Here is a 20,292-nt window from a genome sequence, read left to right as displayed (position 1 = left end):
TCTCCATTGGCTGAAAGGGATCCGGGCTGACCGATTTGCGGAAATGCACCTCCGAGCGCCGGGCCGAACGTTGCAGTAGGCCGGACGAATTGTCTGCGTTACAGACACCGAGCGGACAGACAGGAGGATCCCTGTCTGTCCGGAACAAGAGTGGAACCACGCAGAAACGCGTCTCTGTCAGCAGACAGGGACGCGTTTTCGTATTTGTCCAAAATCTCGGTCCGCTGCACCATAGAAAGGGGAACACTATGTTTTCTCACATGAAAGAAGATGTCCGCTGCATATTTGACCAGGATCCGGCAGCCCACAGTACGCTCGAGGTCGTCTTGACATACTCAGGGCTGCATGCAATCTGGATGTACCGGATCGCCCACGGGCTGCACCGCCGGAATCTCCATTTCGGCGCCCGCGTTCTGTCGCAGATCGGCCGTTTCTTCACCGGTATTGAAATCCACCCGGGAGCCGTCATCGGCAGGCGGCTGTTCATCGACCACGGAATGGGAGTCGTGATCGGGGAGACGTGTGTGATCGGTGACGACGTCACGATCTACCAGGGAGTCACACTCGGCGGCACAGGCAAGGAAAAAGGGAAACGCCATCCGACCCTGCATGACGGTGTCCTGGTGGCGACAGGTGCTAAAGTGCTCGGCAATATCATTATTGGCGAAAACAGCAAAGTCGGCGCAGGCTCCGTCGTTCTGAAAGACGTTCCTGCCGACTCGACTGTTGTCGGCATCCCGGGGAAAGTCGTCATCTCGAACGGGGTGCGTGTCAAGGACCGGCTGAGCCATGCGCTGCCTGATCCGGTGTCCGACAGATGCCAGACGCTGGAAGACCGGATTGCAAGGCTGGAGGATGAACTGGCTTCGTTACGAAAAGAAATGCCCACTACAGGAGAAAAGGATGATGACCGATGACCATTCAGATCTATAACACGCTGACGCGTAAGAAAGAGGCGTTCGTGCCGCTCGAAGAAGGGAAAGTGAAGATGTATGTGTGCGGACCGACCGTCTACAACTACATCCACATCGGCAACGCACGGCCTGTCATCGTCTTCGATACGGTCCGCCGCTATTTGGAATACCGCGGCTACGATGTGAAGTTCGTCTCGAACTTCACAGACGTCGACGATAAGATCATCAAAGCGGCAAACGAGCTCGGCGAAGAGGTGCCTGAGCTGACGGAGCGCTTCATCCAGGCCTATTTCGAAGATGTCGGCGCGCTCGGCTGCCAGAAGGCGGATGTCCATCCGCGCGTCACGGAGCATATCCAGGACGTCATCGATTTCATCTCCGTGCTGATTGAAAAAGGTTATGCCTACGAGTCGGAAGGCGATGTGTATTTCCGGACGCGGAAGTTCGATGGCTATGGGAAACTGTCGCACCAATCGATCGACGAACTGAAAGTCGGAGCGCGCATCGAAGCGAGCGAACGGAAAGACGACGCACTCGACTTCGTATTATGGAAAGCGGCGAAAGAAGGGGAGATTTCCTGGAGCAGCCCGTGGGGAGAAGGGCGTCCCGGCTGGCACATCGAGTGCTCGGTCATGGCCCGTCAGCTGCTCGGGAATACGATCGACATCCATGCAGGCGGTCAGGACTTGACATTCCCGCACCACGAAAACGAAATCGCCCAGTCGGAAGCATTGACAGGCGAACCGTTCGCCCGCTACTGGATGCATAACGGCTACATCAACATCGACAATGAAAAAATGTCGAAGTCGCTCGGGAACTTCGTGCTCGTGCATGACATCATCCAGCAGATCGACCCGCAAGTGCTCCGTTTCTTCATGCTCGCTGTGCACTACCGGTCCCCTGTCAACTTCTCGCAGGAACTCGTGGAAAGCGCTGCAAACGGTCTAGGCCGGATCCGCACCGCCTATGAGAACATCGGGCACCGCCTGGCTGTTTCTGCTGACAACGGCGACCAGCACGATATCTGGCTCGAAAAGATCCGGGAACAGCAGAAGGCGTTCGAAGAGGCGATGGACGATGATTTTAATACAGCGAATGCCGTCGCGGCGATCTTCGAGCTTGCGAGCCTTGCAAACGTCTATCTGCGGGAGACCAATACGGAAACGGTCGTGCTGGAAGCATTCCTGGAGACGTTCCGCAAGCTGATGGGCGTCCTCGGACTGCCGTTCGGCGAGAAGGAAGAACTGCACGATGAAGCGATCGACCGGCTGATCGAAGAGCGCCAGGAAGCGCGGAAAAACCGGGACTTCGCACGGGCCGACGAAATCCGTGACGAACTGAAAGAGCAGGGGATCCTGCTGGAAGACACGGCACAAGGTGTCCGGTGGAAACGGTCATGAGTGACTATACGCTGCGCGTGCAGGACGTGCGTCAGCTGAAAGCCCTGTCCCTCGCCTACATGGGCGACGCCGTATATGAACAGGCGGTCCGCGAGCATCTATTGAGATCGGGCAGGGTCAAGCCGAACATCCTTCACAAGGAAGCGACGAAATTCGTTTCCGCGAAAGCGCAAGCGGCGATTTTGAAGACGATGGTGGAAGAAGGGTTCCTGACAGAAGAGGAACTCGCAGTCATGAAACGGGGGCGGAACGCAAAGTCAGGTTCCGTCCCGAAAAACACGGATGTCCTGACATACAACCACAGTTCCGCTTTCGAAGCGGTTGTCGGCTTCCTTTATCTGCTTGGGGAACGGGACAGAACCGAAGAATTCATCCGCAAGGCCATTGAACTTGCAGAAGGAGGCGTACACAATGCCGGAAATTGAAGGTGCTGAACTGATCGGCGGCAAAAACCCTGTCGCGGAGGCGCTGCGGTCAGGCCGTGAGCTGAATAAGATCTGGGTTGCAGAAGGGCTGAATAAGCAGAGTATCGGGGAAATCACCACGCTCGCAAAGAAGGCGGGCGTCGTCGTCCAGGCGGTCCCGAAGAAGAAGCTCGACCAGCTGCTCGATGTGAACCATCAGGGGGTCATCGCGTCCGTGGCCGCGTACGAATATGCAGAGCTCGATGACGTGTTCGCCATTGCGGAACAGCGGGGGGAAGACCCGTTCATCCTGCTGCTGGACGAGCTGGAGGATCCGCATAACCTCGGCTCGATCCTGAGAACAGCGGATGCAGCCGGCGTACACGGTATCATCATCCCGAAACGCCGGTCCGTCGGGCTGACAGGCGTCGTCGCGAAAGCGTCCACAGGGGCGATCGAGCACATCCCTGTCGTACGGGTCGTCAATCTTGCACAGACCGTCGATGACTTGAAGAAGCGCGGTGTATGGATAGCTGGAACCGACGCAAAAGGGTCTGCCGACTATCGGTCGATGGATGCGACCCTCCCACTGGCTGTCATCATCGGCAGCGAGGGGAAGGGGATGTCCCGCCTGCTGAAAGAGAAGTGCGATTTCCTGTATCATCTGCCGATGCGCGGGCATGTCACATCGCTGAATGCATCCGTCGCTGCTTCGCTCCTCATGTACGAAGTGATGCGCAAACGGCTGCCGCTCCCTGAAAAGCCGTGAAAAAGGACATTCTGCTCGTCGATGGGTATAACATCATCGGTGCATGGGCGGAATTGCGGGAACTGAAACGGCTGAAACTGGCTGAGGCAAGGGACAGGCTGATCGAGCAGATGGCGGAGTATCGGGCGTTCAAAGGATGGCGGGTCATCGTCGTCTTCGATGCTTACCTGGTCCCCGGCATCGAGCACAAGCAGCGGAATTCGAACGTCGAAGTGATCTTCACCAGAGAGAACGAAACGGCGGATGAACGGATCGAAAAGCTGGTCACGGAGCTGTCGGGACGGAGAGTCCAGGTGCATGTCGCAACTTCCGACCGGACGGAACAGTGGCTGATTTTCGGTCAGGGGGCACTCCGGATCTCCGCGCGCGAACTGGAAATCGAACTGCAGGAAATCGATCGGATCATCACGGAAAAAGTGAAGAAGATCCAGGAGGACCGGCCGATTTCCAAGATCCAGCTGTCGCAGGAAGTGACGGAGATCTTCGAAAAGTGGCGGCGGGGGAACAGGTGAGCGGTTGACGCTAAAAAAATGAGTGGGCTATAATTGACTCAATAGTATGACAGACCGGAGTGATGGGAATGGCCGAAAAGACAGTTCTTGCACCTAGAGCAGCAGACTTCAGCACTTTTTCCGATGAACAGCTGATCGGGATCATCCAAGAAGGCAACACAGATGCACTCGACTTTCTCATTACGAAATACCAGTCATTCGTACGCATGAAAGCGCGCTCCTACTTCATGATGGGCGGCGACAAGGAAGACATCATCCAGGAAGGGATGATCGGCCTGTACAAAGCGATCCGCGATTTCCGGCCTGACCGGCTCAGCTCGTTCAAAGGATTCGCCGAATTGTGCATCAAACGGCAGATCATCACCGCCATCAAAACCGCGACGCGCCAGAAGCACATCCCGCTCAATTCCTCCGTCTCGCTGGACCGTCCGGTGTTCGACGAAGAGTCCGACGGCACGCTGCTGGACGTACTGACGAACGCCGAAAACGACGACCCGGAAGACCTGATGATCTACAAGGAGGATTTTGTCCAGATGGAAGTCGAGATGAACAAAGTGCTAAGCAGTCTGGAGAAGGAAGTACTCGGCCTCTATCTGGACGGGCAATCCTATCAGGAGATCTCCCATGAGCTGAACCGTCAAGTGAAATCCGTCGATAATGCCCTGCAGCGCATCAAACGGAAACTCGAGAGATTCGTGGAAGCCGGCCCGGTCATGTGAAACATCGTCAATTTTCTGACTAAGCATGCGTTGACAGAGAATAGGTTAGGTGGTACTCTTTATCAAGACTATGGAAAGACTAGGTGTTCAACAGAGATGTCAAAAAAAATTGTAGTTAGCTGTGAAAAATGCGGCTCCAGAAATTATTCGATGCCGGCGGCAAGCGGCAGTACCGCAGAACGGCTTACATTGAAAAAATACTGCAGCCATTGCAATGAGCATACAGTACACAGACAAACAGCGTGAGGGTCTGGCTGGACTGAAGGCCGTCATATCTACTATTCGGAGGTTTGTAAAAGAATGGGCAAGATAACAAGTTTCTTTAAAAATGTTGTCACGGAAATGCGGAAAGTCAGCTGGCCGAAACGGAAGGATCTGACACGCTATACGATCGTCGTCATCAGCACCGTCGTTTTCATGGCTGTCTATTTCGGTCTCGTGGATCTCGGCTTATCGCGGGTCATGGAATGGTATGTTGCGTTATAATAGAGCATGTTGAATAGCATTTTGAAAATATCCCGTCTGACTGAAAGAACGGGTTTTTTCATTTGAACAAAAAGGAGGGACGGACGCACAGTCCTCAGCGCTATGGAAATGGAGAAAAATTGGTACGTCGTCCACACGTACTCTGGGTACGAAAACAAGGTGAAAGAGAACCTCGAGAAGCGTGTCGAAACGATGGGCATGCAGGATAAGATCTTCCGGGTCATCGTCCCTGAAGAAGAAGAAACGGATTTCAAAGAAGGCAAGAAGAGGACGGTCATGCGCAAAACCTTCCCGGGTTACGTGCTGGTCGAGGTCATCATGACGGATGACTCCTGGTATGTCGTCCGGAATACACCGGGCGTCACAGGATTCATCGGTTCGTCAGGCGGCGGTGCCAAACCGACACCGCTGCTGCCGGAGGAAGTCGAGTTCATCCTGAAACAGATGGGCGTGAAAGACCGCAAACTCGATGTCGATTTCGAAATCGGCGAAATGGTGGAAGTGCTGGAGGGGCCGTTCGCGGGCTTCCAGGGGAAAGTCGAAGAAATCGAGCTGGACAAAGGGAAAGTCAAAGTGTCCGTCGATATGTTCGGCCGCGAAACGAATATGGAACTGGACTTTGCTCAGGTCGAACGCACCGATTGAAAAAAATAGTGCGTTCCCTCTTGCAAACCGAGCGGAATAATGGTATTATTTCAAAGGTCAGACATCGATTAGTCTGGACGTCTTAACAAAATTCTACCGGCGGAAGCCGGCAGGCACATATTGAGTGGGAGGGGCAACCCAAATACCACATCACGGACTTAAGGAGGTGTGTCTCGTGGCTAAAAAAGTAATCAAACTTGTGAAATTGCAAATTCCGGCAGGAAAAGCAAACCCAGCACCGCCAGTTGGACCGGCGCTCGGTCAAGCGGGTGTGAACATCATGGGATTCTGTAAAGAATTCAATGCGCGTACATCTGATCAGGCAGGACTAATCATCCCTGTTGAAATCACTGTATTCGAAGACCGTTCATTTACATTCATCACAAAAACTCCGCCAGCAGCGGTTTTGCTGAAGGTTGCAGCTAAAATCCAAAAAGGATCAGGCGAACCGAACAAAACGAAAGTTGCTGTCGTGAAGCGTGATCAAGTTAAAGAAATTGCTGAACAGAAAATGCAGGATTTGAATGCTGCATCTGTTGAAGCGGCGATGGCAATGGTTGAAGGTACTGCTCGCAGTATGGGAATCACGATCGAAGACTGATTGTCATTTCAATCCATTGGACATTGATACGGGGGTTGCGGTCGTTCGAAAGAACACGCAACCCTTAAACGTGGGAGGTTCATTCCGCTAAAACCACAATCGAGGAGGAACTATCAGATGACTAAAAGAGGTAAAAAGTTCGTAGAAGCTGCGAAGCTTGTAGACCGCACAGCAGCTTACGATCTTACTGAAGCGATTGAACTCGCTAAAAAAACAAGCACGACCAACTTTGATGCAACTGTCGAAGTCGCTTTCCGTCTCGGAATCGATACACGTAAAAACGACCAGCAGATCCGCGGAGCAGTCGTACTGCCGAACGGTACTGGTAAGACACAGCGCGTACTCGTTTTCGCTAAAGGCGAAAAAGTGAAAGAAGCGGAAGCAGCTGGCGCTGACTATGTCGGCGACGCTGAATATATCGCTAAAATCCAACAGGGATGGTTTGACTTCGATGTTATCGTTGCAACACCTGACATGATGGGTGAAGTTGGTAAAATCGGACGCGTGCTCGGACCAAAAGGTCTCATGCCGAACCCGAAAACAGGCACAGTTACATTCGATGTAACGAAAGCCGTTGAAGAGATCAAAGCAGGTAAAGTAGAATACCGTGCAGACAAAGCGGGGATCATCCACGCGCCAATCGGTAAAGTTTCGTTCGGTGACGACAAACTTGCAGAAAACTTTAACGCTGTCTTTGAAGTGATCCAGAAGGCGAAGCCGGCTGCAGCAAAAGGTACTTACATGAAGTCTGTTGTTGTAACAACGACTATGGGACCTGCTGTAAAGATCAACACTTCTTCAGTAACTGTAAAATAATCTGTTGACAGACTTCCTGCTCTCTGGTAGGATAACGTTTGTTGAACAATACGATTTGTACCGCAGACAGCAGGGGCGCATGCGCTTAATCATCCTGCCGAGGGACAAGACGCTCTTTTTCGAAGCGAAAAGATGACGACTTTCCAGCCCTCCGTCTGTTTCACAGATCGGAGGGCTTTTTATGCATATGGTATGAATGCCCCTATACTAAACAGGAGGTGTCAAGATGAGCACAGTATTAGAAGCAAAAAAAGCGGTTGTAACTGAAATCGCGGACAAGATGAAAGCATCTGCTTCCATGGTCGTCGTTGACTACCGCGGACTGAACGTTGCACAAGCAACTGAACTGCGTAAGCAACTTCGCGAAGCAGGCGTTGAATTCAAAGTCTACAAAAACTCGATGGCCCGCCGCGCAGCGGAAGCATCAGGTCTTGAAGGCCTGAACGAACATCTTACAGGACCGAACGCAATTGCGTTCTCGACTGAAGACGTCATTGCACCGGCACGCGTTCTCAACAACTTCGCGAAAGATAACGAAGCACTTGAGATCAAAGCAGGTGTCATCGAAGGCGCGATCGCTTCTGTTGAAGAAGTGAAAGCATTGGCGACTCTTCCTTCACGCGAAGGACTTCTCTCCATGCTCCTCAGCGTGCTGCAGGCTCCTATGCGCAACTTCGCATTGGTTACCAAAGCAGTCGCAGAATCGAAAGAAGAACAAGGCGCGTAATATCGCATCTTGACCAAACTGCGGGATCACCCGTAAACCACATCCACTAGGAGGAACTATAATGACTAACGAACAAATCTTAGGCGCTATCAAAGAAATGTCTGTTCTTGAACTTAACGACCTCGTAAAAGCAATCGAAGAAGAATTCGGCGTAACTGCTGCAGCTCCTGTAGCTGCTGGCGCAGGCGCTGGTGCTGGAGAAGCAGCTGCTGAGCAAACTGAATTCGACGTAATTCTTGCTGGCGCTGGAGACCAGAAGATCAAAGTCATCAAAGTCGTTCGCGAAATCACAGGTCTCGGCTTGAAAGAAGCGAAAGAAGTTGTTGATAACGCTCCTAAAGCAATCAAAGAAGGCGTTGACCAAGCAGAAGCTGACGAAATCAAAGGTAAACTTGAAGAAGTCGGTGCTTCTGTAGAAGTTAAGTAATAGCTGGAATCACGGAGAAAAGCTCGTCTTTGCTGACGGGTTTTTCTCCGTTTTTTTTATACCCGCTTTTACAGCGGGAAGAGCGGAGGGATATTATGTCGGATCATTACTATACGAAAAACCCGCATACAAAAAGCGAGCCGCAGCAATGGACGACCGTTCTGCGCGGCCGGAATTTCGCTTTCACGACGGATGCCGGCGTGTTCAGCAAAGGGGAAGTCGATTTCGGCTCGCGGCTGCTTATCGACTCATTCACGGAACCTGGCATAGAAGGCGATATACTCGATGTCGGCTGCGGCTACGGGCCGGTCGGTCTCGCGGTTGCATCCCTGCTTCCGGAAAGGATTATCCAGATGGTTGACGTCAACGAACGCGCCATCAAGCTCGCCGAATCGAATGCTGCCAAAAATGGGATACAGAATGTGAAAGTGTACCCGAGTGATGCACTCGAGTCCGTGGACACCGAAGAGTTCGCGGCCATCCTCACGAACCCGCCGATCCGGGCAGGCAAGGAAACCGTATTCAAAATCTACAAAGAAGCGTGCAGCCGGCTGGCGGAAGGAGGAGAGTTGTGGGTGGTCATCCAGAAGAAACAGGGGGCTCCGTCTACAGAGGCGAAACTGAACGAGTTGTTCGGGAATGCAGACATCGTGGAAAAAAGCAAGGGGTATTACATCTTCAAGTCAAAAAAACATTGACGCGAGATGGACTGTGTGATAGCATTATAAAATGCAACAATAAATATACTGCATTCGTATGCCTATTTATACACTTGCATAAGTGTTAGCAATCTTAGGTATACTGACGTTGGATAAAAGATGGGTAAATCGAAAATGAGCTCTAGCCGGAACTCGTTTTCTTTTTGTTTTTTCGATATCATACACTATTTTTTTGATTTCGGAAAGACTTATTATGGGTGGTTTGGTCAGCATGGCGTGAATTTTGTGCCGGCTCGGAAGGATCGTGCATGCCAAACGCGCTCTATTATTGTCTTATGAGGGGTGAAAGAGTTGACAGGTCATTTAGTTCAGTATGGTCAACACCGTCAGCGCAGAAGTTTCGCGAGAATCAGCGAAGTACTCGATCTGCCGAATTTGATTGAAATCCAGACGGCATCTTATGAGTGGTTTTTAGAAGAAGGTCTGCGGGAAATGTTTCACGACATCTCTCCGATCCAGGACTTCACCGGAAATCTTTCATTGGAATTTGTCGATTATCAGCTCGGCGAACCTAAATATCCTGTGGACGAATCGAAGGAGCGGGACGTGACTTTCGCCGCACCGCTTCGAGTGAAAGTCCGTTTGCACAATAAAGAAACCGAAGACGTAAAAGAACAGGACGTCTTCATGGGTGATTTCCCGCTCATGACCGAAAATGGCACATTCGTCATCAACGGTGCGGAACGGGTCATCGTTTCCCAGCTGGTCCGGTCACCAAGTGTCTATTTCAATGACAAGACCGATAAGAACGGGAAACGCGGCTTTGGTGCCACGGTCATCCCGAACCGCGGTGCATGGCTCGAATACGAAACGGACGCAAAAGACGTTGTCCACGTACGGATCGACCGCACTCGTAAATTGCCGATCACAGTCCTTCTCAGAGCGCTTGGCTTCTCGAGCGACCAGGAAATCATCGATCTGCTCGGCGACAACGAATACCTCCGAAACTCTCTTGAAAAAGATAACACGGAAAACTCCGAAAAAGCACTGCTCGAAATTTACGAGCGTCTGCGCCCGGGCGAGCCGCCGACGCTGGAAAGCGCAAAGAACCTGCTGTTCTCGCGCTTCTTCGATGCGAAGCGTTACGACTTGGCGAATGTCGGCCGCTATAAGATGAACAAAAAACTCCACCTGCAGAACCGTCTGTTCAACCAGACGATCGCAGAAACACTGGCTGATCCTGAAACAGGGGAGATCCTGATCGAAAAAGGCCAGCTGATCGACCGCCGTATGCTCGATAAGCTGCTGCCATACTTCGAAAACGGTCTCAGCACCGAGGATCTGAGCCAAACAGGCGGCGTCCTGGATGAGGATATCCGGATCCAGTCCGTCAAGATCTATGCGCCTAAAGGTGAAGAAGGCCAGATCATCAATGTCATCTCCAATGGGATCATCGATGACGCCATCAAGCACATCACACCGTCGGACATCATTGCGTCTGTCAGCTTCTTCTTCAACTTGCTGCATGGCGTCGGTACAACCGATGATATCGACCACCTCGGAAACCGCCGTCTCCGTTCGGTCGGTGAATTGCTGCAGAACCAGTTCCGGATCGGTCTGTCCCGGATGGAACGTGTCGTGAAAGAGCGTATGTCGATCAACGACACACAATCGATCGTCCCTCAGCAGCTCATCAACATCCGGCCGGTCATCGCGTCCATCAAAGAGTTCTTCGGCAGCTCCCAGCTGTCCCAGTTCATGGACCAGACGAACCCTCTGGCCGAACTCACGCACAAACGCCGGCTCTCAGCACTCGGACCGGGCGGACTGACGCGTGAACGTGCCGGCATGGAAGTACGTGACGTCCATTACTCCCACTATGGCCGTATGTGTCCGATCGAGACACCGGAAGGTCCGAACATCGGGCTGATCAACTCACTTTCCACGTTTGCGAAAGTGAACAAGTTCGGTTTCATCGAAACACCTTACCGGAAAGTCGACCCGGATACCGGTCGTGTCACAGAGCGTATCGATTACCTGACAGCGGATCTGGAGGACAACTATGTCGTCGCCCAGGCGAACGCACCGCTGAATGAAGATGGTACATTCACGAATGAAGAAGTTGTCGGTCGTTTCCAAGGGGACAACACTGTCTTCAAACGCGAACAGATCGACTACATGGACGTTTCACCGAAACAAGTCGTTTCGGCAGCGACGGCATGTATCCCGTTCCTCGAGAACGATGACTCGAACCGTGCCCTCATGGGAGCGAACATGCAGCGGCAGGCGGTGCCTCTTCTGAATCCGAAAGCGCCGTTCGTCGGCACAGGGATGGAGCACGTGTCAGCACGTGACTCAGGTGCAGCTGTCGTTTCCCGCTATGAAGGGATCGTCGAACACGTGGAAGCGAAAGAAATCCGCGTCCGACGCATCAACGTAGTCGAAGGGAAAGAAGTCAAAGGGGATCTCGACGTATACCGCCTCTCGAACTTCATCCGTTCGAATCAGGGGACATGCTACAACCAGCGTCCGATCGTCCGCGTCGGCGACCGTGTTGCGGAGAAGGACATCCTCGCAGACGGACCGTCGATGGAAAACGGAGAAATGGCACTCGGCCAGAACATCCTGATCGCCTTCATGACATGGGATGGCTACAACTATGAGGATGCCATCATCATGAGTGAGCGTCTCGTGAAGGACGACGTGTTCACATCCGTCCATATCGAAGAATACGAATCAGATGCCCGCGATACGAAACTCGGACCTGAAGAGATCACACGGGACATCCCGAACATCGGGGAAGACGCGCTCCGCAACTTGGACGACCGCGGAATCATCCGGATCGGGGCGGAAGTCCATGACGGTGATATCCTCGTCGGGAAAGTCACGCCTAAAGGGGTGACGGAACTGACAGCGGAAGAACGGCTGCTCCACGCGATCTTCGGTGAGAAGGCGCGTGAAGTGCGCGATACGTCACTGCGAGTACCTCACGGCGCTGGCGGCATCGTCCTCGACGTGAAAGTGTTCAACCGTGAAGACGGCGACGAACTCGCACCGGGTGTCAACCAGCTCGTGCGTGTCTACATCGTCCAGAAACGTAAAATCTCCGTCGGGGATAAGATGGCCGGACGTCACGGGAACAAAGGGGTCATCTCCCGCATCCTACCGGAATCCGACATGCCGTTCATGCCGGACGGAACACCGGTAGACGTCATGCTTAACCCGCTCGGCGTACCATCCCGTATGAACATCGGACAGGTATTGGAGATGCACTTGGGTATGGCGAGCCGCTCGCTTGGCGTGCACATGGCTTCGCCGGTATTCGATGGCGCGAACGAGGAAGACGTCTGGAATACGATGGAAGAAGCAGGGATGGACCGAGACGGAAAGACCGTGCTGTATGACGGCCGTTCCGGAGAAGCATTCGATAACCGTGTGTCTGTCGGAATCATGTACATGATCAAACTTGCGCACATGGTCGATGACAAACTGCACGCCCGCTCGACAGGTCCTTACTCACTCGTCACCCAGCAGCCGCTCGGCGGGAAAGCCCAATTCGGCGGACAGCGTTTCGGGGAGATGGAAGTTTGGGCACTTGAAGCTTATGGGGCCGCTTATACACTCCAGGAAATCCTGACCGTGAAGTCGGATGACGTGGTCGGACGTGTCAAAACGTATGAAGCGATCGTCAAAGGCGACAGCGTACCGCAGCCGGGCGTTCCGGAATCCTTCAAAGTACTGATCAAAGAGCTTCAGAGCCTTGGATTGGACGTCAAGATGCTTTCGGAGGACTTCCAGGAAATCGAACTGCGTGATCTGGAAGAAGACGATGATATGCAGCCAACGGACGCACTAAACCTTATGAAAGAGGACCAGCCAGTCTGATCCGATAAGGCACAACCAATTTAAAACGGGGGCACAGTCCCCCTTTTTGTGATGAACACAGGGCCAGCAAGGCAGCGACTAGACTAGAGGGAGGTAGGCTCCTTGGTAGATGTTAATAACTTTGAGTATATGAAAATCGGGCTGGCTTCACCGGACAAGATCCGTTCTTGGTCTTATGGGGAAGTCAAAAAGCCGGAAACGATCAATTACCGCACATTGAAGCCTGAAAAAGATGGATTGTTCTGCGAGCGTATTTTCGGACCGACAAAAGACTGGGAATGCCACTGCGGAAAGTACAAACGGGTTCGTTACAAAGGTGTCGTCTGTGACCGCTGCGGCGTCGAAGTGACACGTCAGAAAGTGCGCCGTGAACGGATGGGGCACATTGAACTGGCAGCACCTGTCACACATATTTGGTATTTCAAAGGGATTCCGAGCCGGATGGGTCTGATCCTGGACATGACACCGCGTGCACTCGAAGAGGTCATTTACTTCGCGTCATACGTCGTCGTCGATCCTGCAGATACCCCGCTTGAGCGGAAACAGCTGCTCTCTGAAAAAGAGTACCGTCTGTACCGTGAAAAGTATGGCAAGAAATTCTCCGCCCTCATGGGAGCAGAGGCGATTGAACAGCTATTGTCTGCAATCGACCTCGACAAGGAGACGGAGAGCCTGAAGGAAGAACTGAAAACGGTCCAGGGGCAGCGCCGAACACGCGCAATCCGCCGTCTGGAAGTTGTGGAATCATTCCGTAACTCGGGCAACCACCCGGAATGGATGGTGCTTGAAGTCCTCCCTGTCATCCCGCCGGAACTCCGTCCGATGGTGCAGCTCGACGGCGGACGTTTCGCAACGTCCGACTTGAACGACCTGTACCGCCGCGTCATCAACCGGAATAACCGTCTGAAACGACTGCTTGACCTAGGGGCTCCTGGGATCATCGTGCAGAACGAAAAGCGGATGCTTCAGGAAGCTGTCGATGCATTGGTCGATAACGGCCGCCGCGGACGTCCGGTAACAGGACCGGGCAACCGGCCGTTGAAATCCCTTTCCCACATGCTTAAAGGGAAACAGGGGCGTTTCCGTCAGAACCTGCTCGGTAAGCGTGTCGACTACTCAGGCCGTTCCGTTATCGTCGTCGGTCCGAACCTTAAGATGTACCAGTGCGGTCTGCCGAAAGAGATGGCGATCGAACTGTTCAAGCCGTTCGTCATGAAAGAACTCGTGGAACGCGGATTAGCACATAACATCAAGAGTGCGAAACGCAAGATCGAGCGCCTTCACTCCGAAGTATGGGACGTTCTCGAAGACGTCATCAAGGAGCATCCTGTTCTCTTGAACCGGGCCCCTACGCTTCACCGTCTCGGTATCCAGGCGTTCGAACCGATGCTCGTCGAAGGCCGGGCGATACAGCTCCACCCGCTCGTCTGTACAGCTTACAACGCTGACTTCGATGGTGACCAGATGGCCGTCCACGTACCGCTTTCGGCAGAAGCTCAGGCAGAAGCGCGCCTGCTCATGCTCGCAGCGCAGAACATCCTGAACCCGAAAGACGGGAAACCGGTTGTTACACCGTCCCAGGATATGGTGTTGGGTAACTATTACCTCACACTAGAGCGAAGCGGGGTAGTCGGTGAAGGGAAAACGTTTAGCAACGCCAACGAAGCGCTGATCGCTTACCAGAATGGACACGTCCATCTGCATTCCCGTATTGCCATCAAAGCCAGCTCGCTGAACAACCCGACATTTACGGAAGAACAAAATAGTCAGCTGCTGATCACAACGGTTGGTAAGGTGATCTTCAACGAGATCCTGCCGGCATCATTCCCGTATATCAATGAGCCGACCCAGCACAACCTTCAAGTCGAAACACCGGCCAAGTATTTTGTGCCCGGCACAACTGACGTCCGCGAGCATATCAAAAATGCGGAAATCGTTTCACCATTCATTAAAAAATATCTTGGTAACATCATCGCGGAGATCTTCCGCCGCTTCCATATCACGGAAACGTCGAAAATGCTCGACCGCATGAAGAACCTCGGATTCAAATATTCAACACGTGCAGGGATCACTGTCGGTATCTCCGACATCGTCGTACTCCCTGACAAACATGAAATTCTGCAGGATGCCCAGGCGAAAGTGGACAAGGTGACACAGCAATTCCGACGTGGTCTCATCACTGAAGAAGAGCGTTATGACCGTGTTATCTCCTACTGGAGCCACGCGAAGGATACCATCCAGGACAAACTGATGGGCTCCCTTGAAAACACAAACCCGATCTTCATGATGAGTGACTCGGGAGCACGGGGTAACGCATCCAACTTCACCCAGCTCGCCGGAATGCGCGGACTGATGGCGAACCCGGCAGGACGGATCATCGAATTGCCGATCAAGTCATCGTTCCGTGAAGGTCTGACAGTACTCGAGTACTTCATCTCCACGCACGGTGCCCGTAAAGGTCTTGCCGATACTGCGCTGAAGACAGCGGACTCCGGTTATCTGACACGCCGTCTCGTCGATGTTGCACAAGACGTCATCGTCCGGGAAGACGACTGCGGCACCGACCGCGGTTTGGAAATCTCGGCGCTCACAGAAGGCGTGGAACTGATCGAATCACTGGAAGAGCGGATTGAAGGCCGTCATGCGAAGAAGCGGGTGCTCCATCCTGAAACGGGTGAAGTGCTGGCGGAAAAAGACCAGCTCATCACGGCTGAAGTCGCGCAAACGATCATCAATGCAGGAATCACTACGATGTCCATCCGTTCGGCGTTCACATGTAACACGAAGCACGGCGTCTGTAAGAAATGCTACGGCATCAACCTGGCGACTGGCGAAACGGTCGAAGTGGGCGAAGCGGTCGGTATCATCGCTGCCCAGTCGATCGGTGAACCGGGAACCCAGCTGACGATGCGTACATTCCACACAGGCGGCGTTGCAGGGGACGACATCACGTCAGGTCTTCCGCGGATCCAGGAGATTTTCGAATCCCGGAACCCGAAAGGTCAGGCAGTCATTTCGGAAATCACAGGTGTTGTAACCGACATCGACGAAATCCGTGAAGGACAAAAAGAAATCACCATCAAAGGCGACGTGGAAACACGTAAATACCTTGCGCCTTACAACGGCCGTCTGAAAGTCGCTGTCGAAGACACGATTACCCGCGGCCAGGCTCTGACAGAAGGATCCATCGACCCGAAAGAGCTGATCGTCGTCAAAGACGTTTCCACTGTCCAGGAGTACTTGCTGAAAGAAGTTCAGAAAGTATACCGGATGCAGGGCGTTGAAATCGGCGACAAGCACGTCGAGGTCATGGTCCGCCAGATGATGCGCAAAGTGCGGGTCATCGAAGCGGGTGACACGGATCTGCTCCCGGGCTCACTGCTCGACATCCACCAGTTCGCGGATGCCAATACAGCAGTGCTGAAAGCAGGCAAACTTCCTGCGACGGCACGGCCGGTCATCCTCGGAATCACGAAAGCGTCCCTCGAAACGGAATCATTCCTTTCGGCCGCTTCGTTCCAGGAGACGACCCGTGTCCTTACAGACGCAGCCATCAAAGGGAAGACGGACGAACTGCTCGGCTTGAAAGAGAACGTCATCATCGGGAAACTCGTTCCGGCCGGTACTGGCATGCAGCGCTACCGCGGCATCGAGCTCGAGCATGGCGGAGAACTTGAAGAAGACGCAGTGACTGCTGAATAATCCTCAGCAAAACGGGAGGGGCCCTCTCCTCCCGTACCATTTTTATTGTTGACACGACTTCTTGGAAATGGTACTATACAAAAGGTTGATAGTTGAATGTCTGTACTTTGGAGGATATCATCATGTCTTATGATAAAGTCTCACAGGCAGAAAAGCTGATCATCGGTACAAAGCAAGCAGTGAAAGCGATTCGCCGGAATAAGGCGCATGAAGTCTTCATTGCACAAGATGCAGAAGAACGGGTGACGAGCCCGGTCATTGAAGAGGCTGCCCGACAGGATATTCCGCTGACAATCGTCGATTCGCGGGAGAAACTTGGAAAAGCATGCGGCATTCAAGTAGCTGCATCAGTGGTCGTCATCACTGATTAACGGTTTTTGCGCGATTACCGTGCAAAACCTTTGTTTTTACCCAAAAATGAACCACCTGGATGTGTGGTCTTAAAAAGAAGTTGGAAGGAGGAAAAATACCGATGCCTACAATTAACCAATTGGTCCGCAAACCTCGTAAATCGAATACAAGCGGTTCAAAAGCTCCGGCACTTGGAAAAACGTACAACAGTTTCAAAAAGTCGATGACTAACGTCAACTCGCCACAAAAACGAGGTGTCTGCACACGTGTGGGCACAATGACACCGAAGAAGCCGAACTCGGCCCTTCGTAAATATGCTCGTGTACGTTTGACGAACACTTTGGAAGTCAACGCTTATATCCCTGGTGAAGGTCACAACCTTCAAGAACACAGTGTTGTTCTTATCCGCGGAGGACGCGTAAAAGACTTACCGGGTGTCCGTTACCACATCGTCCGTGGTGCGCTTGATACAGCTGGTGTTACCGGCCGTATGCAGAGCCGTTCACACTACGGTGCGAAAAAGCCAAAAGAGAAAAAATAATAAAGCAGCAACTATTTTGAAAGGAGGAACACAACATGCCTCGTAAAGGTCCAGTCGCAAAACGTGACGTTTTGCCAGATCCGATTTATAACTCGAAGCTAGTTACACGTCTTATCAACAAAATGATGGTAGACGGTAAAAAAGGTACTTCTCAGAAAATTTTATACGGTGCATTCGAACTTGTGAAGGAACGTTCAGGCAACGATCCGATCGAAGTGTTCGAAGCAGCTCTCAATAACGTAATGCCAGTTCTTGAAGTCCGCGCACGCCGTGTCGGCGGAGCGAACTACCAAGTACCGGTTGAAGTCCGCCCTGAGCGCCGTACGACTCTCGGTCTCCGCTACCTCGTGAACTATTCACGTACTCGCGGTGAAAAGACGATGGAAGAACGTCTTGCGAACGAAATTCTTGACGCATCCAACAACACAGGCGCTTCTGTGAAACGCCGTGAAGAAATGCACAAGATGGCAGAAGCTAACAAAGCATTCGCCCACTACCGCTGGTAAGATCCACTCGTTCATTAAATCGTTATTCCGATATGGAAGGAGCAATACAAAATGGGTAGAGAGTTCTCCTTAGAGAATACTCGTAACATTGGTATCATGGCTCACATCGATGCTGGTAAAACAACAACGACGGAGCGGATCCTATTTTACACAGGCCGAATCCACAAAATCGGGGAAACGCACGAAGGTGCTTCCCAGATGGACTGGATGGAGCAGGAGCAGGAACGCGGAATCACGATCACATCTGCTGCAACGACAGCGAGCTGGAAAGGTCACCGCGTAAACATCATCGATACACCGGGACACGTAGACTTCACTGTTGAAGTTGAACGTTCCCTCCGTGTACTTGACGGTGCTGTAACAGTTCTTGACGCACAGTCAGGAGTTGAGCCGCAGACTGAAACAGTATGGCGCCAGGCAACTACGTATGGCGTACCGCGTATCGTTTTCGTCAACAAGATGGACAAAACAGGAGCTGACTTCCTTTACTCGGTCGGCACACTGCATGACCGTCTCCAGGCGAACGCACACCCGATCCAAATGCCGATCGGTGCAGAAGATGCATTCGAAGCGATCATCGACCTCGTGGAGATGAAAGCCAACTTCTATCCGGATGACACTGGCATGAACGTCGAAGTCGGCGAAATCCCGGAAGAATACCGTGCAGACGCTGAAAAAGCACGTGAGCGCTTAGTCGAAGCTGTCGTTGATTTCGATGAGAACCTCATGGAGAAATACCTGGGCGGCGAAGAGCTTTCCGTTGAAGAACTGAAAAGCGCTATCCGCAAAGCGACACTGGCAGTAGAATTCTACCCGGTCGTCTGCGGTACAGCATTCAAGAACAAAGGGGTTCAGCTCGTACTCGATGCAGTCATCGACTACCTTCCGGCTCCGACCGATCTTCCACCAATGATGGGGATCAACCCTAATACTGAAGAAGAAGAAGTGCGTAAGGCGAGCGACGATGCTCCATTCTCTGCACTTGCCTTCAAAGTCATGACGGATCCGTTCGTCGGTAAATTGACATTCTTCCGTGTGTATTCAGGCGTTCTGCAATCCGGTTCTTACATCAAGAACTCAACAAAAGATAAGCGTGAACGTGTAGGTCGTATCCTGCAGATGCACGCGAATCACCGTGAAGAGATTTCAGAAGTCCATGCTGGTGAAATTGCAGCAGCAGTCGGACTGAAGGATACAGGAACTGGTGACACGCTCTGTGACGACAAAGCGCCAATCATTCTTGAGTCCATGGAATTCCCTGAGCCGGTCATCTCTGTTGCGATCGAGCCGAAAACAAAGGCCGACCAAGACAAAATGGGACAGGCTCTCGGTAAACTTCAAGAAGAAGACCCGACATTCCGTGCACACACTGACCAGGAGACTGGTGAAGTCATCATCGCCGGTATGGGTGAGCTCCACTTGGATATCATCGTAGACCGTCTGCGCCGTGAGTTCAAAGTGGAAGCGAACGTCGGAGCTCCTCAAGTATCGTACCGTGAAACATTCCGTTCAGCAGCTGAAGTCGAAGGTAAATTCGTACGTCAGTCAGGCGGACGCGGACAATACGGTCACGTTTGGATCGAATTCTCTCCGAACGATGAAGGAGCAGGCTTCGAATTCAAAAACGCGATCGTCGGCGGTGTCGTTCCGCGTGAATACATCCCGGCTATCGAAGCAGGTGTTCGTGACTCGCTCTCGAACGGTGTCCTTGCAGGCTATCCATTGATCGACGTAAAAGCCCGTCTCTTCGACGGTTCTTACCATGACGTCGACTCCAACGAAATGGCCTTCAAAGTCGCAGCATCCATGGCTTTGAAAAATGCAGTATCCAAGTGTAACCCGGTCCTTCTCGAGCCGACGATGAAAGTGGAAGTCATCATCCCTGAAGAATACATGGGGGATATCATGGGTGACATCACTTCACGCCGAGGCCGCGTAGAAGGTATGGAAGCACGCGGTAACGCACAAGTAGTCCGTGCAATGGTTCCACTCGCAGAAATGTTCGGTTATGCGACATCTCTCCGTTCGAACACGCAAGGACGCGGCGTATTCTCGATGACATTCGACCACTACGAAGAAGTGCCGAAATCCATTGCTGAAGACGTTATCAAAAAGAATAAAGGCGAATAATTGAAATTCGGCTTTGTTTGAAGTATAACTACTTTATAAGTTATGGACCCGGAGTCGCGCGGCTCCGGTCCGTATCTATAAAACTAAAATCACACTCA

20 protein-coding genes and 2 other annotated features (1 of these 22 only partly in view) are annotated in these 20,292 nt (G+C 52.4%); all 20 genes read left to right on the top strand.

Annotation, left to right across the window (positions count from 1 at the left end; all coding sequences use genetic code 11):
* Positions 1-179, top strand: a binding site (T-box leader) (it extends 52 nt beyond the left edge of the window).
* Positions 180-248: 69 nt separating this feature from the next.
* A complete protein-coding gene (gene cysE / locus NFU03_RS04815) occupies positions 249-917 on the top strand; it encodes a serine O-acetyltransferase (RefSeq protein ID WP_251636552.1) in 669 nt (222 codons plus the stop codon).
* Entirely contained in the window at positions 914-2,314 is a 1,401-nt protein-coding gene (gene cysS / locus NFU03_RS04810) for a cysteine--tRNA ligase (RefSeq protein WP_251636551.1), read from the top strand. Before cysE ends, cysS begins: the two co-directional genes overlap by 4 nt.
* On the top strand, positions 2,311-2,739 hold the full coding sequence (locus NFU03_RS04805; protein WP_251636549.1) for a Mini-ribonuclease 3: 429 nt from the start codon (positions 2,311-2,313) through the stop codon (positions 2,737-2,739). Before cysS ends, NFU03_RS04805 begins: the two co-directional genes overlap by 4 nt.
* The gene (gene rlmB, locus NFU03_RS04800; RefSeq protein WP_251636548.1) at positions 2,726-3,487 is read left to right on the top strand and encodes a 23S rRNA (guanosine(2251)-2'-O)-methyltransferase RlmB; all 762 of its coding nucleotides are present in this window, start codon (positions 2,726-2,728) and stop codon (positions 3,485-3,487) included. Before NFU03_RS04805 ends, rlmB begins: the two co-directional genes overlap by 14 nt.
* Complete coding sequence (locus tag NFU03_RS04795; protein ID WP_251636547.1) at positions 3,484-3,999, top strand: NYN domain-containing protein; 516 nt, start codon at positions 3,484-3,486, stop codon at positions 3,997-3,999. Before rlmB ends, NFU03_RS04795 begins: the two co-directional genes overlap by 4 nt.
* Positions 4,000-4,067: 68 nt before the next feature.
* Positions 4,068-4,718 carry an RNA polymerase sporulation sigma factor SigH gene (gene sigH, locus NFU03_RS04790; RefSeq protein ID WP_251636546.1) on the top strand — a complete coding sequence of 217 codons (651 nt, stop codon included), beginning with the start codon at positions 4,068-4,070 and terminating at the stop codon, positions 4,716-4,718.
* A 96-nt stretch (positions 4,719-4,814) separates the two neighbouring features.
* Positions 4,815-4,964 carry a 50S ribosomal protein L33 gene (gene rpmG / locus NFU03_RS04785; RefSeq protein ID WP_251636545.1) on the top strand — a complete coding sequence of 50 codons (150 nt, stop codon included), beginning with the start codon at positions 4,815-4,817 and terminating at the stop codon, positions 4,962-4,964.
* A 54-nt stretch (positions 4,965-5,018) separates the two neighbouring features.
* A complete protein-coding gene (gene secE, locus NFU03_RS04780; protein WP_251636544.1) occupies positions 5,019-5,204 on the top strand; it encodes a preprotein translocase subunit SecE in 186 nt (61 codons plus the stop codon).
* Between the two features lie 108 nt (positions 5,205-5,312).
* Positions 5,313-5,849, top strand: a complete 537-nt coding sequence (gene nusG / locus NFU03_RS04775; RefSeq protein WP_251636542.1) for a transcription termination/antitermination protein NusG — start codon at positions 5,313-5,315, stop codon at positions 5,847-5,849.
* Positions 5,850-6,024: 175 nt separating this feature from the next.
* On the top strand, positions 6,025-6,450 hold the full coding sequence (gene rplK, locus NFU03_RS04770) for a 50S ribosomal protein L11 (RefSeq protein ID WP_251636541.1): 426 nt from the start codon (positions 6,025-6,027) through the stop codon (positions 6,448-6,450).
* A 117-nt stretch (positions 6,451-6,567) separates the two neighbouring features.
* Positions 6,568-7,266 (top strand): 50S ribosomal protein L1, encoded by a 699-nt coding sequence (gene rplA / locus NFU03_RS04765; RefSeq protein ID WP_251636540.1) that lies wholly within the window; start codon positions 6,568-6,570, stop codon positions 7,264-7,266.
* A gap of 42 nt (positions 7,267-7,308) precedes the next feature.
* Positions 7,309-7,457, top strand: a sequence feature (ribosomal protein L10 leader region).
* A 35-nt stretch (positions 7,458-7,492) separates the two neighbouring features.
* Positions 7,493-7,993, top strand: a complete 501-nt coding sequence (rplJ, locus tag NFU03_RS04760; protein WP_251636539.1) for a 50S ribosomal protein L10 — start codon at positions 7,493-7,495, stop codon at positions 7,991-7,993.
* Positions 7,994-8,054: 61 nt separating this feature from the next.
* Positions 8,055-8,420 (top strand): 50S ribosomal protein L7/L12, encoded by a 366-nt coding sequence (gene rplL, locus NFU03_RS04755; protein ID WP_251636538.1) that lies wholly within the window; start codon positions 8,055-8,057, stop codon positions 8,418-8,420.
* A 95-nt stretch (positions 8,421-8,515) separates the two neighbouring features.
* Positions 8,516-9,118 (top strand): class I SAM-dependent methyltransferase, encoded by a 603-nt coding sequence (locus NFU03_RS04750; protein ID WP_251636537.1) that lies wholly within the window; start codon positions 8,516-8,518, stop codon positions 9,116-9,118.
* A gap of 303 nt (positions 9,119-9,421) precedes the next feature.
* Complete coding sequence (gene rpoB / locus NFU03_RS04745; RefSeq protein WP_251636536.1) at positions 9,422-12,964, top strand: DNA-directed RNA polymerase subunit beta; 3,543 nt, start codon at positions 9,422-9,424, stop codon at positions 12,962-12,964.
* Between the two features lie 102 nt (positions 12,965-13,066).
* Positions 13,067-16,666 (top strand): DNA-directed RNA polymerase subunit beta', encoded by a 3,600-nt coding sequence (rpoC, locus tag NFU03_RS04740; protein WP_285835412.1) that lies wholly within the window; start codon positions 13,067-13,069, stop codon positions 16,664-16,666.
* A 122-nt stretch (positions 16,667-16,788) separates the two neighbouring features.
* Positions 16,789-17,037 carry a ribosomal L7Ae/L30e/S12e/Gadd45 family protein gene (locus NFU03_RS04735; protein ID WP_251636534.1) on the top strand — a complete coding sequence of 83 codons (249 nt, stop codon included), beginning with the start codon at positions 16,789-16,791 and terminating at the stop codon, positions 17,035-17,037.
* A gap of 101 nt (positions 17,038-17,138) precedes the next feature.
* Positions 17,139-17,558, top strand: coding sequence for a 30S ribosomal protein S12 (gene rpsL, locus NFU03_RS04730; RefSeq protein WP_040285477.1), 420 nt, complete (start codon positions 17,139-17,141; stop codon positions 17,556-17,558).
* A gap of 35 nt (positions 17,559-17,593) precedes the next feature.
* Positions 17,594-18,064: a 30S ribosomal protein S7 gene (gene rpsG, locus NFU03_RS04725; RefSeq protein WP_040285478.1), complete on the top strand. Its 471-nt coding sequence runs from the start codon at positions 17,594-17,596 to the stop codon at positions 18,062-18,064.
* A 51-nt stretch (positions 18,065-18,115) separates the two neighbouring features.
* Positions 18,116-20,194 carry an elongation factor G gene (gene fusA, locus NFU03_RS04720; protein WP_251636532.1) on the top strand — a complete coding sequence of 693 codons (2,079 nt, stop codon included), beginning with the start codon at positions 18,116-18,118 and terminating at the stop codon, positions 20,192-20,194.
* Positions 20,195-20,292: the final 98 nt, after the last annotated feature.

Origin of the sequence: Sporosarcina sp. NCCP-2716 (assembly GCF_023707985.1) — a bacterium.
In the GTDB taxonomy this organism is placed as follows: Bacteria; Bacillota; Bacilli; order Bacillales_A; family Planococcaceae; genus Sporosarcina.
This window is presented reverse-complemented; position numbering and strand designations above follow the sequence as displayed.